The sequence below is a fragment of the Leptospira neocaledonica genome, assembly GCF_002812205.1.
Taxonomy (GTDB): domain Bacteria; phylum Spirochaetota; class Leptospiria; order Leptospirales; family Leptospiraceae; genus Leptospira_B; species Leptospira_B neocaledonica.
Map to the genome: position 1 here is coordinate 172,136 of NZ_NPEA01000004.1, position 15,933 is coordinate 188,068.

Below are 15,933 nucleotides of genomic sequence, written 5' to 3' on the forward strand. Positions count from 1 at the left end.
ATCAATAAACCTTCGTTAAATATAATTTGATATTATGAAGTATGCTTCGATAGTATTTATTCTTCTTTTTTCGACCAATTGTGTGGTTGAAAAAGATAATAAGAACATGGAAAAATTGGCATTATATACTACTTGGAGAAGTATATTCGAAATCCCTCTTTCCCAGCATCCAGAATTTTACGGAACTTGGCAACAAAGCTCAACACCGAATCCGTGTGATCCAGATACATTAACTTATGAATTTAATTTAAGCACTTACGGCACTTACCGAATAATAACTCACGATCCTTCTTGTATAGTTTCGGATGTATTAATTAATTTTGAATGGAAAATTGATGCAGGATCATTCTGTCAAAAATATATCCCTTCGTCAGGACCATTCAATTGCTACTCATATTCCATAAACTCAACATTACTTATTGTTGATGGAGAGGGTTATAATTATACTCCTTAATCATAATTAAATTTAATAAGACTTCGTGATAAAGATGACGCGTAACTTTGATACATTACCATCTAATATGGAAATGAAAAAGATGCTTAAATTTATTTCAGAATAAAATCACATATAGGGAAGCCATAACTTTAAAAACAGGCTTTGCTAATGATAAATAAGCTAAAGAGTTATATAAATTATAATCAGCTTAATCCTTTTTAAGACTTTCAATCTATATATATGAAACTAATTTAATGTCTTATTCGGGAAAATTGAGTAAATTTTCAACAGAATTCTCCGAGTCTTTGCGCCTCTCCGAGAAAATAAAACACTGTAACTCTTCCTAACTCTGTGTCTCCACTAACTCTGAGACTCCTGACCAGCAATCCAGCGATAGGTCTCATAAGGTGGTTCCGTTTCTATAATTTCCACCCAGCCCTTATCTATAAACTTGCGAACCATAGAATGTAAGATTGCCATTGCAGTATTATAATATCCTGAATTAGCGACCTTCTCCCCCATAGCTTCCAAAGTAAGTGCGGAAAGATCGTATTCTTTTTCCTTAAGTCTGCGGATAACTCCTCTTTCCAAAATCTGCAATGTTTTATGTAGAAGTTTAATTGCCTTTTGAGGAGATTCCGGTTCTGGTCCGTGTGCCGGCAATAATCTGCGGATACTCATTTTAGAGATCCTTTCCAAAGAACGGTAATAATCCTCTAGGTTTCCGTCTATCTCAGCATAAATGGAAGAGATGTTTTGTAAGACCAAGTCTCCGGTAAAAAATATATTCTCTTCCAGGATATAAGGTGTGAGATGCCAAAGATTATGACCCGGAGTATGCAAGAATCCTATATCTCTTCCACCGGCATGGATCACATCTCCTTCTACCAATTCTATATCGAATTTTAATATAGGATCGATACGAGTTCCTCTACTTAATGTATTTCTTAAGTTAAGATTTCCTTCTTCTATTCTTACCAATTCTCTTTTTCTGTCTTCCGGAACTCTATGTCCTTTGTACACCAATCGTTTGGAAGCTCTATTGAACATTTCCACATGTTCCAGATAATTTCCGATCCCGGAAGCCATTCCTTTCATCGCGTAAAGTTTTGCGTCCGTATAATATCGGATCGTAAGAACCGCGCTAAGATGATCCAAATGATTATGAGTATAGAAGATATGTTTGATCTTATTTAGGCTGAGTCCAATTTTTCGGAGAGCTCTCTGGAGCATTCCTAAATTGGCAAGATAACCGGAATCTATCAGTGCAGGCTCACCTTCCGGAAGAATATAAATATTATTAGGTGCATAAAACGGTTGAGGGATCTCCGTTTTAAAAATTCCGTCCCCGATTTCTTTTACGTCTGGAATTGAGTCATAATGATAAATTTTCAAACTCGAATTCTCCCTTACCTATATAGATCGACCTAGTCCGTCTTCTAGGAAAATAGGCGACTCCTTTCTCTGCAAGCTTCTAAATTTCCTTTTCGGATGTACTCGGAAAGAATTCGAATAGAGTCCAAATTTTCCTTAGCTTCTTCTCCCAAAATTCGTTTGATATGTTTCGTTTCGAAAGAAGAAAGTTTTCCGTCGAAGGAACATGCAATACATAATAAGCGTAGGCAGGCTTTTCTTTCTTCCTTGGATAATTGGGAGACCAAACTTCCGAACGTATCCAGATCATCCAAGGATCCGTTCGGAGAATTTAGACCGAATCCTTTATGCATTTTAATCAGCATGTATTCCAAATTGGGATGAAATCCTTGTGTGAATACTACTGAATTTCCTACTGCTGCCAAGAACGCTACCTTTGTATCTTTGCTGAGTCTATCCGTATTCCTTAATATTTCGTCGGTAACTTCTCTTGCAATGATCCTGGAAAGTAACCTTATCCTTAGTTCTTTTAAGATCAAATACATGACCACTCCGTCCCAGATCGCTGTGATAGGAGCAGCAATATAGTCCGCATATACTCGAAGTGAGTTTCTTGCTAAAATTTTTCGTAATACAATTTTTGCGAGAAGGTTAGAAAGTAAAACCTTGGTCTTATAAAAGAATGTTCGTATGAGTAAACTTCTTTTGTCGGTGAGTCGAAGTGGGTCTATTCCTAATAGTTTAAGATCAGGGTCCGGAATTTCCAAAGCCATTCTGGAAAGTAAATTTGCGTTTCCAGTGACAAGATCAGGATCTTCTTCCAATCGGATGCCGGAAAGTTTTGTGAGTTTGTATGCGGCCCATAAACCTAATTTATAGAGTAGATAAAATTCTACTATGGTTCCAATGGCAAGGGCTGCTCCCGCATAACTCCATTTTTCTATAAACTCAGGAGAGAATACTTCCGGAGATTCCGGAAAAAGTTTCTCGACCAAGATGATAAAATAAGTAGTCCAAAATCCGATCTGCAATCCTAAGAAGGACGCCCACCAGATGAGCCAAGTACTTTTGGGAAAGAAGTCCGAGCTTGGGCCAAGTGTTCTTTCTTCTTCCTTCTCTTCATTGACATAATTCCGGAGAACTTTAATCCCCCATTTTTCCAAAAAACCTGGTTTATAATCTGAATAAGACTCGGCCCTTACATTCATCAGAAGGACGATCGGAAACCAAATTCGGAGGCAAGTCAACTCAATGGTGGAACCTTCCGGAGAGTTTTCAGGGTCCAAAGTCCAATTGGTCGAGTTTTCGTTCCCAAGATTTCATTCTTGACCATGATTTTCCGAAGATAGATATTAGAATTATGGCGTTCTCTAAACCGTTTATTTCCAAATTATTCCCTGCATTTGTCGGCCTAATCGCCACGGTCGCTGTGCTTGTGTCTTGTAATACTGGTGATACCAATAAAGTAGATCTTACTGTTACTGGAACCGATGGTTCCACCTTTCCTATCCAGGGAGAAATTGATAAGGACAAGACCTCTAACTGCGGGTCCGCAACTCCTTATTCTAGCTCCACCAGCGGAACCACTACAGGAACTACAAGCACAGGTTCCACTACGAATTTATTTACAATCAATTCCAGGATGTATTTTACCACAGGAGCATTCGTAACCTTGAAATTCGTTTACGATGCTACTCAGAACCAGGGAACTGTCGACGCTCAACAAGGATTTTCCTTCTCCGGTTTACCTGCCCTGGGGATTTCGCCTGTGGTAGCAAACTACGGAAAAATTTTCTGGGGAGGAAGTGGAGTACCTGTGGATACAGGAACTTCTAGCACCCAGGCCCTTTCCTACCTGACTGTTACTGTGGATTTGGTTGGAAACAAAGTAACGACAGGATCTGCAGGTCTTGCTTTGACCCAATGTTATACTACGGACTTCATCAATTGTACTTCTGCAACTTCTTCCAGTATGTGTTATACCCAAGACGGTTTAAAATGTTATAATACGAATACAGCCAGCGGTCCTACAGTTTCCATCAAAGGTGATATCAATTGTACAAGTAACGCAATTCCTTCCGGTTCTTCCACTACTAGCCAGTAATCGGTAAGCTTAGATAGATCAAAAGAAAAGCCGCAGTGTTTACTGCGGCTTTTTTATGTAATTTTACTTTCCATAATACCTCGAACCATTTAGGACCCAAAAATAGAAATCCAAATATTTGCATTTTTATTAAATAATTCGCCCCGCTTGCCCAAAACAAATTTGACCGTTACGCGCATTAGAAAATCATACTTTTTTAAAACTTATCATAAGGATAAAAAATGAATCGCAAAATCGTTTTCCTGGGAGCCCTCGCCCTAGTCGTATTCAACTGTGCATTTCCAGCCACAAGGGAAGGGATGTTAGTAACCGATTATAAGGCACCAAAAAAAGTCGGAGATAAAATTTACATTAGCGAATCGGTAGGTGGAAAAACCACATTACCTTTCTGGATGTCGAAGATCTCCGACGAGGAATTTACCGCTGCGGTAAAAGAGTCCGTTAAAACAGCCGCTCTTTTCGAAACACTAGAAGAACAATTCGGAAATAACTGGAGCCTTAAAATCGAAATTTTGGACTTGGACCAACCTTTAGTAGGAACAACTTTTACAGTAAAAACTAAAATTAAATATACTCTATCGAAAGGTGCAGATGTTGTTAAGGAATTTTTGATCGATGAGTCCGGTGCGGCGACCGTGGGAGACGCCATAGTCGGAGTAAAACGAATGAGATTAGCAAACGAAAATTCCGCAAAAGCCAATATTAAAAAATTCTTGGAAGAAGTTTCAAAAATACAAGTAAAGGCCCCCGGCAAAAAATAATTATTTATGTGTTACAGAAGACGGGAAAATTCCTCTCGTCTTCTGTTCCTCTGATAAAAAGATCACACTTCCATCAATTTACGGAATTGTTCTTTGACGAGGTTACCTTCGTCGGACTCGGGATAAGATTTTAAGAAGCTCAACAAGCCTTCCACATCCGATACAAATTCTTCGTTTAGACTTTTTCGAATATTGTATCGATTTAATAAGGAAAGAATGACTAGATCGTCATCCGAATTTCTTTCTTCCTTAGCGAATAAAGAATGAGCCAGTTTTTTGTCGTTCTTGTCCGCAATCTCCAATAGTTTCAAGATCGGATACGTATATAAACCATTACGAAAATCTTTTAGAGGGATTTTTCCGGTTTGGTCTCCGGCCTGGAAATAATCGATTGCATCATCCTGCTTTTGGAATAAAGATCCTAAGCGGATCCCGAACTCATGGAGTTTTTTTCTGGTCTTTTTGGGAATATCTGCCAATATCCCCGCAGCTTCCGAAACTGCTCCGAATAAGGACGCAGTTTTCCCGTAGACGACTTTATTATAAATATCTAATGTAATTTTGGGATTTTTTTCCCATTCCATCTGAATGAGCTCGCTAACGGAAAGATCCTTGATCACCGTCGTGAATAGATCCATCAAATCCGGAGAACCTAAACTGTTTAGATGATCTATCCCGCAGGCGAGAAGATAATCTCCGGCCAGGATAGAAGTTTTATTCCCGAATTTGGAAGGAACACTTGGCATCCCTCTTCTGGTTTGGGCCTCATCCACCACATCGTCATGAAGAAGGCTAGCAGCGTGGATCAGCTCAGCGATCGCACCTACGTCGGAGTATTTATCTCCCTTATAACCGAGGATCTTACAAAGACAATAATGTAGAATGGGACGTATCCTCTTTCCACCGGACCGAATCGTATATTCTTTGATCTCGGCCAAAATACGCAGATCTTCGTCTATGATATCTTTTAGTTTTTTATCGAACTTGCGGACTAAGAGATCCTTCAATCCTTTTGATTTCACGCGGGTTTCCTGTTACGACAGTATTTAGAAACGAATTTTCGGCTCAAGCAGTAAAGGAAGCGAGGAGAGAAGTTCGGGACCAAATTCTGGTCAAGGTTTCCACTTATTGTCCAGGGCGAGAAGATGACGGGAAAGGATCTTTTCCATATCCCTGTCCTCTTTTTTGCGGTAGATATGGATGAGGTTGCGGAACATTCTTTTGAGAATTGTCAAACTACTTGCATGAGTGAAATATCTTTCGTGAGCCTGGAATCCGTTCGCTTTTAGAAAACGAATGCAGGTGGAACGATCTAACATTACACCGCCATGATAAGAATCAATATATGTCTGGAATTCGGAAGATTCGAAATGTAAGAGAAAATGCAGAGGCATATTGACCCCATATAAGGGAAGCTGTAATCTATGCGCTACTAATAGATAGATTACGGAAAGAGAAATCGGAATTCCTTTTTTAGATGAGAATACCTTGTGCAGATAAGAATTGTTAGGATCCTCGTATTGGTCGTGGTTTCCGCCAAAACCTTCTTCCTGTGAGAGAACTCTCGTTAAAAAATGCACCTTAACTTCGTCGGAAGCAAGGTCTTCGTTCAGGTCTACTAACTCTTCGACTCGAATCGCGATCTTATCCAAGTAAGTTCTGAATTCCAAATAAGAAAGATCTGAATCAATAACGGAAGAAAGAAGGAACACACCTTCCTCAAGATCATCATAATGATTTGGATGACCCTTTTCCGCTAAGATAGAATAACGATAACTGATCCTTTCAGAATGAACCGCAGCGCTTACCGAACGTGCAAACACTCTTAAAGTAGGATCTTTGAGTTCATCTGCAATATCCTGAACTCTAACTTGCCAAGGGATCATGCTAGCGATCTCTTTTATGATTCTAGATTTATCTTGTAGAGATGAAAACTCCAGCTGATAAAACTTGTCCTCGATCTTGTCCGGAGGAAAAGGAACTGTGCCGAAGGAAGAATCGGAGGATTGCATATCTATAAAATCTAATTTCAAAAACGAAAGTCAATTCGGATCTGAAAGATCTAAGTAAAAAAAGGATGAGTACAATAAATTAACTATGTCTTCCATCTTTTTCGAACGCACTTGTTTAAGTGATCGGAAAATGAATGAGACTTTTGTTATGTTAAGGAGAATGTTTTTGGGTTAGAAAAATTTCTTTCTCTAACCCGAGAGGATTAAGCGATTACTTGTTCTAATTCTTCCAATGCTTTCTTTTCTTGTTCCGCATTCGGAGGAGTTCCATGCCAACCTGGATTATTTTCCATGAAGGAGACACCTTTTCCGAGTACGGTCTCGAAAAGAATAATTGTAGGAGAACCTTTATGAGATTTTGCTTTTTCGAAAGCGGAAATAATGGACTCAATATTATGACCATCCGCTTCTAATACATTCCATCCGAATGCAGCAAACTTTTTGTTTAGAGGTTCCAGATTCATTACGTCTTTGGTGAATCCGTCGATCTGAATCCCATTTTTATCCATAAACGCAATCAAGTTATCGGTTTTATAATGAGCAGCGGATTGAGCCGCTTCCCAGGTCATACCTTCTCCACATTCTCCGTCAGAAATACATGCATATACTTTGTAGTCTTTTTTAGAAAGTCTTGCTCCTAAAGCGATCCCAACAGAAACAGAAAGTCCCTGTCCCAAGGATCCGGAAGAACTTTCGATCCCTTTTAAATAACGGGTAGAAGGATGTCCCTGTAATTTGGAGTTTATGTTCCTAAAGGTGAGAAGTTCGGACTCGGGGAAAAATCCGGCTTGGGCCATAGCAGCATAACGTACTGCGCATACGTGGCCGTTAGAAAGGATCAATCTGTCTCTATCTTCCCAATCCGGATCGGAAGGTTTATGGTTTAAGACCTTTTTGTATAATACGGCGTAAATATCCGCTAACCCCAGAGGACCACCCGGGTGACCGGATTTTGCCGCAGTAACCATTTTGATCACGTTTTTGCGGATATTATTAGCGAATATTTTGATTTCTTTGGTGTCTTCCATGGTTGCAGAGGCTCCGTATTAATTCGAACGGAACAGAAACAGTCCCGAAAGATAAACGAGTGTGTATAATGGTAGAAAAATAAAATGAAGCTTCCTATGGAATTCTTTTTTTCTAGTCAGTCCCGACCAACCCATGAGTAACATCAGAATCAGGGTAATAGCCGCGACCGCTCTGTGAATATCTATATACAGTTTATCTACTGTTGCGATAAGACCCGCCTGCTCGATCCCTTCTCCTAAATACTTTAAACCAAGTAAATAAACTGCAGTCCCCAGATTGAAAAGAATTCCTCCCGAATTAAAAATCCTATGAAGTCGATTGTTCCGAATGCGAAACCAATAGCCTGTATAAAAAAATAGGATAGAGAGAGTCATTCCGGTATTGATCAGAAAAAGAGACATCTGTCCAAAAGACAATAATCGAAAGCAGGAGAAAATCCTTTTTAATCGATTGACCCGACAAAATGGTTTCGAAAACTGTCTCTGAACGCTGCCTTAGCTCAATTGGTAGAGCAGCTGATTTGTAATCAGCCGGTTGTGGGTTCGATTCCTATAGGCAGCTCGTTCATTTTTCGAATAAGATTGACCGGCCACCCTGAGCAAAAATAATGGCTCTCAACAACGGGTAGGTACTCAAGCGGTCAACGAGGGCAGACTGTAAATCTGCTGGCCCAGCCTTCGAAGGTTCGAATCCTTCCCTGCCCAAAAGTTTCTCTCTTTCCCCTTAAAACAAAATCTTAATATACCAAAAAATCCGGAAGGATTCGAAGCTTGCGAGCGAAAGCATTCATAGCGACCCGTAGGGAGCGTAAATGAATGCGACTCGAGCCATGGATGGCGAAGAGCGCGAGCAAGACGCCGTGGAGCCAAGTCGAGCATGAGGCGAGACTGCGTAACGGCGAATCCTTCCCTGCCCAAAAGTTTCTCTCTTTCCCCTTAAAACAAAATCTTAATATACCAAAAAATCCGGAAGGATTCGAAGCTTGCGAGCGAAAGCATTCATAGCGACCCGTAGGGAGCGTAAATGAATGCACTCGAGCCATGGATGGCGAAGAGCGCGAGGAAGACGCCGTGGAGCCAAGTCGAGCACGAGGCGAGACTGCGTAACGGCGAATCCTTCCCTGCCCAAAAGTTTCTCTCTTTCCCCTTAAAACAAAATCCTAATATACCAAAAAATCCGGAAGGATTCGAATAGAGCAATGCGTTCGCGCCCCATAGGAAGCGATGCGAGACAGGAGCGACGGGGAGCCTCTGCAGAAATCTCAAAGATTAGCAAATAGTAGAAAACAGAAACCTACTATTAAATTAAAGAATCGTTGAGTTCCATCTCTTTCTTCAGAATAGCATTAATAATTGTGCTTAGATCTTCATTCTTTTTTAGAGCAATTTTTTTATAATACTCTTCCAACTTTGGATCCAAATAGATTGGAAAGTGAAGGTTTTTCAGATCGCGGGAATAAGTTCCGCGTTTGCCTTTTGAAAAATCGTATTCGTCTCTCATATCATTTAATATCGTTCGAGTAATATTGGTTTTCCTCGAATTTGGTCGCCTTTCTGGCAGATACTATTCGAATAGTTTCCTCTTCATTTTTAGATCTATCAACAAAAATAACTACTGCAATCGTAATATTCATTATTTTTCCCAAAGCAATTTCTCTTATTTCTCCAACTGAATGATCTGGGTCTGACATATATATTGCCCGCGGATCAGCAAAAACGAGAGAAGCTTCTGTAAATGAAATATTATGTTTTTGAATATTGATCTTTTCCTTTTCAATGTCCCATTCAAAACGCATGCGAGCATTTTCGAAGAATACTTAGTAGATGTAAATGTATATCTTGAACAAAAAATATTAGACAACTAGAAAATACGTTCCCCTCATGATTCCTCCTTTGCTTTCTATACAATGTCAAGGCTTCGAAATTCGATATTTCCAAACTACTACCGCGACAGCGATCGTAGCGGTAATCCGGCAATGCGCCATTTATGGTGCTTTGCTGATTGAAGCGTAGAGCGCGGTCCGAGCGCTCGCGAGGAGTCGCCCAAATGATAATTCTGTGGAACCTTCTTCCCAGCCAAGGTCTCATGTTGAACGAGAGTTACCCTATCATGAAAATCAAAAAAGAATTCGTTACGCCTTATTTAGTTTTTATCTTTCTTACCGTGGGGGCCACTGGTGTCTTGATGTTCTTTCATATCTTGGATGATTATACAAAAGTTGTTCATGAGTTTTTAGGGCTAAGTTTCGTCGTTTTTGCAATTTTGCATGTACGAATGAATTGGAGTAATATTAAAAATTATGCGAAGAAGCGGCAGCTTCTTATTCCAAGTATTGCGATTCTTATTCTTTCAATTGCGTTTATCGTCGGAGGGAAAATGCATGGGAATTTGGAAGACCAGATTTTGGAAAAATTCGCTAAGTCTCCGGTTTCCGATTCTTTCAAACTTTTGAACGGGGACTATCAGCAATCCGTAGAAATTCTGAAAAAGAATAATATCATTATAGATGACCCTTCGAAATCACTGGAAGAGATCTGTATTCAGAATAAAAAATCTCCCGAAGAAATTATAGAATTAATTTTAAAGTGACCACCAGCATGAATTTTAACCTGCAAACCGAACATTATCAATCTTACATTCTGAAAATAATCTTTGCAGTGACGGTAACGACCGCGGCCTTCTTTTTGATTGACTGTAAAAAATCTGCAGCTTCGGAAGATCAGACAATCGCTATCATCAACGCAAATATCTTCGATGGAGAAGATCTAATTAAAGATCATGTATTGATCATTAAAGGAACTCATATAAATTCTATAGGCGGAGAGATTCCAGAAGGTGCAAGGATCGTAGATGCGAAGGGTGGCCTGTTGATGCCCGGCCTAATCGATTCTCATGTTCATACCGATATAGATGGATTGCGTGATGCACTCTTATTTGGAGTTACTACAGAATTGGAGATGACAGGCCAATGGATGTTCTGGGAACGTTGGCAGCTTGCAAATCGAAATGATATTGCAGACATGCGTTCCGCGGGTATGGGAATCACTCCTCCTGGTGGGCATCCTACACAATACATGCAGTTGAGTAGCAACTGGTTCTTAAAAACGTTTTATCGTTATCCATTCGTTTCCTCTCCGGAAGAAGCGATCAAATTTGTGGACAAACAAGTAGAAGAAGGTTCCGATTTCATCAAGATCATCATAGAAGACGGAGAAACTGTAGGCACTCCAGGACTTCCAGTCATTGATGATACAACATTAGTTGCTTCTGTAAATGCTGCTCATCGACATGGGAAGATGGCAATCGCTCATGTTACTTCCTTGGAAGGAGGACGTAGAGCAATTTCCGCAGGAGTAGATGGATTAGCACATATGTTCTTTGATGAAAAACCGGATAAAGAACTAATCTCTGCTATTCGATCTTCCGGAACTTTTATCGTTCCCACATTGACTACACTTTCTACCGCTTTCGGAAACAGTCCCAGAACATTAGTCTCAGATAAACGTGTTAGTTCTAAGCTGAGCAAAGAATGGTTAGAAGCTCTTTCTAAAAACATGAATGTTTATCCCAAAGGGAAATTAGAAGATTCTTTTGAAAGTGTGATAGCTCTTCATAAAGCCGGTGTGGATATATTGGCCGGCAGTGACGTTTCAGAACCGATCGCGGATTTAGGAGGACTTGCTCATGGCGCAAGCCTTCATCATGAATTGCAACTTTTGGTCGCGGCCGGATTCAAACCAATAGAAGCATTACGTGCTGCAACTTCTATTCCGGCCCGAAGATTTAGCCTAAACGATCGTGGTAAAATTTTTCCAGGGGCAAGAGCAGACTTGTTGCTGATTGATGGAAATCCGCTTCAGAATATTTCGGACACTTTGTCCATCGGTAAGGTTTGGCGGGCCGGTGTGCAGCAGTAGTTATAAAAGACCATATTAATTCTTATTCCAAATCACATACGAAGGTTTTACGGAAACCACAAAGTATTTTTCCTTTATACGTATCTCTGCGTAAGCACGATTTAGAACTTTACGATATACTATATATTCCAGATTCCAAGGGCCAGGCTCGGAAGAAGGACCCAAAACTTTCGGTTGAACGGGCTCTCCATTCGATTCAGATTCAGGCCCGTTTTTCCAGATCAATTTTACGGAAAGTGGAAGATAAGCAGGATCTGCAAATGCAAAGCTAGACTCTTCCACCTCTTCCGCTACTATGGAAAGTAATGTTTCCAAACTTCCCGGGGAAACCTCCTTACAGAACTGAGGTTGGATAGAAGGAGTTCCAAAGAATGGCCTACGGATCACCTTGCATAAATATTTTGCTCTATCCGGAACTACAAGATCAGCTTCTTTGTCGCGAGCATCCCAGAAAGGAAATTTATTTCTGCTCTCTGGAGGGATGAGTTTATTTAGGATATCTGCCGATTCCGAATCTTCTTCCGAGTCGTCGTCTTTATCGGAAACTTTAGAGCCCACTTGTTTTAAAAATAGATCGATTGCTTCTCTGCCACCACCTTCAAGTGCATAAGCAAATACTGGATCTGGACTTTCTCTCATCAGAATTTTGAGAGCAGGCAAATAAGTTTGTATCCAATCCCAATTGCCTGACTGGCAGATCTTCTTCATCAATATTTCGGATTCATCTCCTGCGTTGAAAGAATCTCCGATCATTGTGCAGGCTTCTTTCTTTCTATCCATGATCAGAAGATTTTTCGCAGTCTCCCATTTTCCTCTTTTGGAAGAAGCATAGGTCCCACTTGTCAGAAAATATCTTGTACTAGATTCAAACTTTCCGTTATGCCGGAGAAACTTGGCGTATAAAAATAATAGATCCGATTTGGATTCGTTGCTTAATTCTTTGAATCGTCCGGAAAAAAAAACTCTTCTGTAAGGTGTTCCTTTCCCGGATTGTATAGAAGATCCTACCCAAAGTGGAAGTGCCTCATCTCTTGTCAGAATGTCTTTAGAAAATAGGAAGAAGAATACGTTATCCCAGCCCTCAAAATCTTTTTGTTTCATTTTGAGGGAATAACAAAGACGAATCAAAGAATGATTTTCCTTTCTGGACAATACTCTATAAGGATCGGGCGGACTAGGTTGGATCAGTTCTCCTGTTTCGGGATGAACGGTAGGCTCAGGCGGTTCCCATACTGGAGTTTCTTTAGAACATGAATTTATAACGGCCAATAAGGAAAACGGTGTGACTCCTAATCCATCCGAAAGTGTTTTTACTAGAGAGGACCATTCTCCCTTTTTGTTTTTCAAACTTCCCGCTCTAGTTTGGTATTGGATAGCAGGAATGTATTTATTAAATTTTTCGTATAGAAAATACAATCTGGAAGACGCGGTTTTTTTAAAATCGCCTGTACCGGAAGATCGGACTACATCTTCGTATAATGGGATCGCAAATATCGGAGAAAGTTTTTCTAACTCGTAAGCTTCTTCATAAGAAACCGCAAAGCTCAAACTCGGGAATAGGGACAATGCCAGAAAGAAAAGTATCCTGATCTTTCTTTTAGAAAACATTCTTCAAAAGCTCCTGTTTTGCATCCGACTTATGGGTCAGAGGACAGGTCTCCGCAGGAAGATGAGATGGATGAAATAGTTCGCTGGTCTTTTTAGGACAGTCGGGTCCGGGAAGTTTACCGGATTCGGGACAGATTTCCATACTAACTGCTCTTTGAGAGTATTGGTATTTTTTTCTTTCTTCCTTATCGCCCGATTCCGCTGAATCAAATAGTTTAGCGATTGTTCCCCATAAAGGAGCAGCAATTGTTCCGCCTAACGCAGAAGTTCCCATACCGAAACCGGGAGAATCGTAACCTAACCAAACTGCCATTGAAATTCCAGGTCTAACTCCTACGAACCAAGCGTCTCTGTGTTCGTTTGTGGTCCCTGTTTTTCCGGCGACTTCTCCCCTATAGCCTGTGTTACGGACTCCTGCGTGATTCGCACTTCCATGCAATAAATCCACCATGATCTCAGCAGTAGGAGGAGTGATCGCTTTTCGAGTCTGAGGCCATTTCAAATTGAATTCGTCCTGATCCTTTCTTTGATAGACCACGTTACCCGCTCTATCTACCACTTTTTCGATCAAATGAGGTCGCACTATATTTCCGTCGTTTGCAAATGCAGAATACGCGGAAGCCATTTCTAAAGGAGAAAGTTCCAAGGAACCTAACGCCAAAGAAAGATCTCGTCTAAATCTGCTCTTTAATACCTTTTCTTCGGGAAAGAAAAATCTTTCGAATGCACTTGAAATCTCGCCTAATCCTAGTTTTTCGGCAATCTGGACCGCGGCGGTGTTTTTGGATTTTGCGAGTGCTATTCTAAGAGAAATATCTCCGTCATATTGATTTCCGATATTTTCAGGCATCCAATTCGAAACCGAATTTTTATAGATCAAAGGTGCATCTAAGATATGAGTCGCCGGATTTGCGATCCCCGAATCGATCGCTTCCGAATAGAGAATCGGTTTGATTGTGGATCCAGTCTGTCTATACATTCCAGTGGCTCTCGGGAACTGGTTGTCCGATTTGAATTCCGTTCCTCCATGCATAAGAAGAACATCTCCTGTTTGTGGATCTACTGCTACGACTGCTGCTTGTAATCCACTGTCGCCCCCGGTTACAAATCTATCCGTATCTATGAATAATTCTAATGCAGGAGAAAGTTCAGCGACTAAATTCCGAAAAGGAGTTACATCCGCATTTTTACCGTTCTCCGTGAGTCGGTTTCGTCTAACTTGTCCGCTCTTTAAAAGATTTTCCACATGTGTTTTGACCACCTTCTGCAATTCCGCTTGGACCGGTTGAGAAATTGTGGTATAAACTGAAAATCCTCCACTTTCGTATATATTCGTATCCGGATACATCGCCTGCAGGAATTTTCTTACATGTTCCGTTACATAAGGAGAATCATCCTTACGATTTCCATACACTGTCTCTCCGGGAGAACGAGTATTAAATGCCTGATAGATCTCTTGGATAGTGGGCCTTAGATCTTCTTTTAAGGCCCCGTCGTTCTCCAAAGATCGTAAGATCGCCTCTACTCTTCCGGAAGATAGATCAGGATTTTTTAATGGAGAAAAACGATTAGGGGCAGATGCCAATGAAGCCAGAACGATCATCTCCGCTACATTTAAATCTTTCGGTTTTTTTCCGAAATAGAACTCTGATGCACTTGCAAACCCGAATGCACCATGACCCAAATAAACATTATTCATATAATGTAATAGGATCTTTTCTTTATCCAGGGCGGATTCCAGAGCATAAGCAAGCTGGGCTTCTTTCAACTTTCTTCCCAAACTTTTTTCACGATCGTTCAGAAGGATACGAGCCAACTGTTGTGTGATGGTAGAAGCGCCTTGTTTAAAACGAAAACTTATTATGTTTACGAAAAATGCACGAAGTACGGAAGAATAATGAATCCCACCATGTGAGAAGAAGCTGCGGTCTTCTACAAGTAGCACCATTCTTTTCAAATTTTCAGGATAAGCTTCCCATTCTAAATTACTGGTTTTTTTACCGAAAATTTCGGAAACCTTTCTACCGTCTCTATCATAAATGACAGTGGGCTGATGAATATAAAAAATACTTAATAGACCTGGGACTTCCGCTTCTCTTTGGATAACCCCCATCCAGAAAAAGATCAGGAACACTAATGCCAAAGGTAATGGAATAAGAACGAACCATATATTCGGACGGAATTTAGGAAATTGAAACCTTCTTCCCTTCTCTAATAATCTTTCGGATAAGGTTTTGATCGGACGATGGAAGGGTGTTGGTGATTCTGTTTCAGTTCTGACTTTTTGGAACCAAGGTCGATCTTCCGAAGAATTTTTAGACCAGGATTCTTTCCAGTTTTCCCATTTGGTTTGTAAACCTTCTATGAAACCCGCAAGTGGAGATTTTTTAGGAATTTCCTTTTGGATAGGACGAACAATAGGTCGTTCTCTTTCCTGAAATGTTGGAGGTCCAACAGGTGGCAATGGTATCTCCTCTTTGGGAGATTCTTTTTCTTGTATAACTTCAAGTGGAGAAGAGACGTATTTGACCAATGCCTTTTGGCCACAACGATAACAGGTGAGTTTAAAAATAGTCCCCGTAGGAACTCCTTCCGGCAGCCTGGAAACGGTTCCGCAAGAAAGGCATTCAAACTTGGTTTCTGTAAGAGTGCGAACCCTGGTTTCCAACATCTCTATTAATGTCGGAGAGAT

Annotated in this window: 15 protein-coding genes and 2 tRNA genes; 7 read left to right on the forward strand and 10 right to left on the reverse strand. The window is 40.5% G+C overall.

From position 1 onward, the window contains the following. Nucleotides 1–82 precede the first annotated feature (82 nt). Complete coding sequence (locus CH365_RS19890) at nucleotides 83–454, forward strand: hypothetical protein (protein WP_125226301.1); 372 nt, start codon at nucleotides 83–85, stop codon at nucleotides 452–454. A 342-nt stretch (nucleotides 455–796) separates the two neighbouring features. Here the strand turns inward: CH365_RS19890 and CH365_RS07910 are convergent, their stop codons facing one another. Together CH365_RS07910 and CH365_RS07915 are read right to left on the reverse strand one after the other, a co-directional pair. Then, the gene (locus CH365_RS07910; protein WP_100768044.1) at nucleotides 797–1,831 is read right to left on the reverse strand and encodes an MBL fold metallo-hydrolase; all 1,035 of its coding nucleotides are present in this window, start codon (nucleotides 1,829–1,831) and stop codon (nucleotides 797–799) included. Nucleotides 1,832–1,875: 44 nt separating this feature from the next. Next, nucleotides 1,876–3,018 carry an LBF_2804 family protein gene (locus CH365_RS07915; RefSeq protein ID WP_100768274.1) on the reverse strand — a complete coding sequence of 381 codons (1,143 nt, stop codon included), beginning with the start codon at nucleotides 3,016–3,018 and terminating at the stop codon, nucleotides 1,876–1,878. A 152-nt stretch (nucleotides 3,019–3,170) separates the two neighbouring features. Here CH365_RS07915 and CH365_RS07920 point away from each other — a divergent pair, with 152 nt between their 5' ends. After that, nucleotides 3,171–3,914 carry an LIC10920 family plasminogen-binding lipoprotein gene (locus tag CH365_RS07920; RefSeq protein ID WP_100768045.1) on the forward strand — a complete coding sequence of 248 codons (744 nt, stop codon included), beginning with the start codon at nucleotides 3,171–3,173 and terminating at the stop codon, nucleotides 3,912–3,914. Between the two features lie 221 nt (nucleotides 3,915–4,135). Then, entirely contained in the window at nucleotides 4,136–4,675 is a 540-nt protein-coding gene (locus CH365_RS07925; RefSeq protein ID WP_100768046.1) for a hypothetical protein, read from the forward strand. Nucleotides 4,676–4,737: 62 nt separating this feature from the next. Here the strand turns inward: CH365_RS07925 and CH365_RS07930 are convergent, their stop codons facing one another. The 4 genes from CH365_RS07930 to CH365_RS07945 form a co-directional block, all read right to left on the reverse strand. Beyond that, nucleotides 4,738–5,697, reverse strand: coding sequence for a polyprenyl synthetase family protein (locus tag CH365_RS07930; RefSeq protein ID WP_100768047.1), 960 nt, complete (start codon nucleotides 5,695–5,697; stop codon nucleotides 4,738–4,740). Between the two features lie 90 nt (nucleotides 5,698–5,787). Next, nucleotides 5,788–6,687: a transglutaminase-like domain-containing protein gene (locus CH365_RS07935; protein ID WP_165782588.1), complete on the reverse strand. Its 900-nt coding sequence runs from the start codon at nucleotides 6,685–6,687 to the stop codon at nucleotides 5,788–5,790. A 203-nt stretch (nucleotides 6,688–6,890) separates the two neighbouring features. Then, complete coding sequence (locus tag CH365_RS07940) at nucleotides 6,891–7,715, reverse strand: transketolase (RefSeq protein WP_100768049.1); 825 nt, start codon at nucleotides 7,713–7,715, stop codon at nucleotides 6,891–6,893. Nucleotides 7,716–7,733: 18 nt separating this feature from the next. Then, a complete protein-coding gene (locus CH365_RS07945; RefSeq protein ID WP_100768050.1) occupies nucleotides 7,734–8,117 on the reverse strand; it encodes a hypothetical protein in 384 nt (127 codons plus the stop codon). 87 nt (nucleotides 8,118–8,204) lie between these two features. Here CH365_RS07945 and CH365_RS07950 point away from each other — a divergent pair. Then, a tRNA-Thr gene (locus CH365_RS07950) sits at nucleotides 8,205–8,277 on the forward strand. Between the two features lie 61 nt (nucleotides 8,278–8,338). Then, nucleotides 8,339–8,420 (forward strand) — tRNA-Tyr (locus tag CH365_RS07955). A 595-nt stretch (nucleotides 8,421–9,015) separates the two neighbouring features. Here CH365_RS07955 and CH365_RS07965 read toward each other — a convergent pair. Both CH365_RS07965 and CH365_RS07970 read right to left on the reverse strand, forming a co-directional pair. Then, nucleotides 9,016–9,216: a toxin-antitoxin system, antitoxin component gene (locus CH365_RS07965; RefSeq protein ID WP_100768052.1), complete on the reverse strand. Its 201-nt coding sequence runs from the start codon at nucleotides 9,214–9,216 to the stop codon at nucleotides 9,016–9,018. Nucleotide 9,217: 1 nt separating this feature from the next. After that, on the reverse strand, nucleotides 9,218–9,511 hold the full coding sequence (locus tag CH365_RS07970) for a BrnT family toxin (protein ID WP_100768053.1): 294 nt from the start codon (nucleotides 9,509–9,511) through the stop codon (nucleotides 9,218–9,220). Nucleotides 9,512–9,762: 251 nt separating this feature from the next. On the opposite strand from CH365_RS07970, the gene CH365_RS07975 reads away from it, so the two are divergent. Further along, nucleotides 9,763–10,305, forward strand: coding sequence for a DUF4405 domain-containing protein (locus tag CH365_RS07975; protein ID WP_100768054.1), 543 nt, complete (start codon nucleotides 9,763–9,765; stop codon nucleotides 10,303–10,305). Between the two features lie 8 nt (nucleotides 10,306–10,313). Then, nucleotides 10,314–11,633 (forward strand): amidohydrolase family protein, encoded by a 1,320-nt coding sequence (locus CH365_RS07980; protein ID WP_100768055.1) that lies wholly within the window; start codon nucleotides 10,314–10,316, stop codon nucleotides 11,631–11,633. Between the two features lie 15 nt (nucleotides 11,634–11,648). On the opposite strand, the gene CH365_RS07985 is transcribed toward CH365_RS07980, so the two are convergent. Together CH365_RS07985 and CH365_RS07990 are read right to left on the reverse strand one after the other, a co-directional pair. After that, the gene (locus CH365_RS07985) at nucleotides 11,649–13,241 is read right to left on the reverse strand and encodes a hypothetical protein (RefSeq protein ID WP_100768056.1); all 1,593 of its coding nucleotides are present in this window, start codon (nucleotides 13,239–13,241) and stop codon (nucleotides 11,649–11,651) included. Next, nucleotides 13,231–15,912, reverse strand: coding sequence for a transglycosylase domain-containing protein (locus CH365_RS07990; RefSeq protein ID WP_100768057.1), 2,682 nt, complete (start codon nucleotides 15,910–15,912; stop codon nucleotides 13,231–13,233). The genes CH365_RS07985 and CH365_RS07990 overlap by 11 nt, the downstream gene beginning before the upstream one ends. Nucleotides 15,913–15,933: the final 21 nt, after the last annotated feature.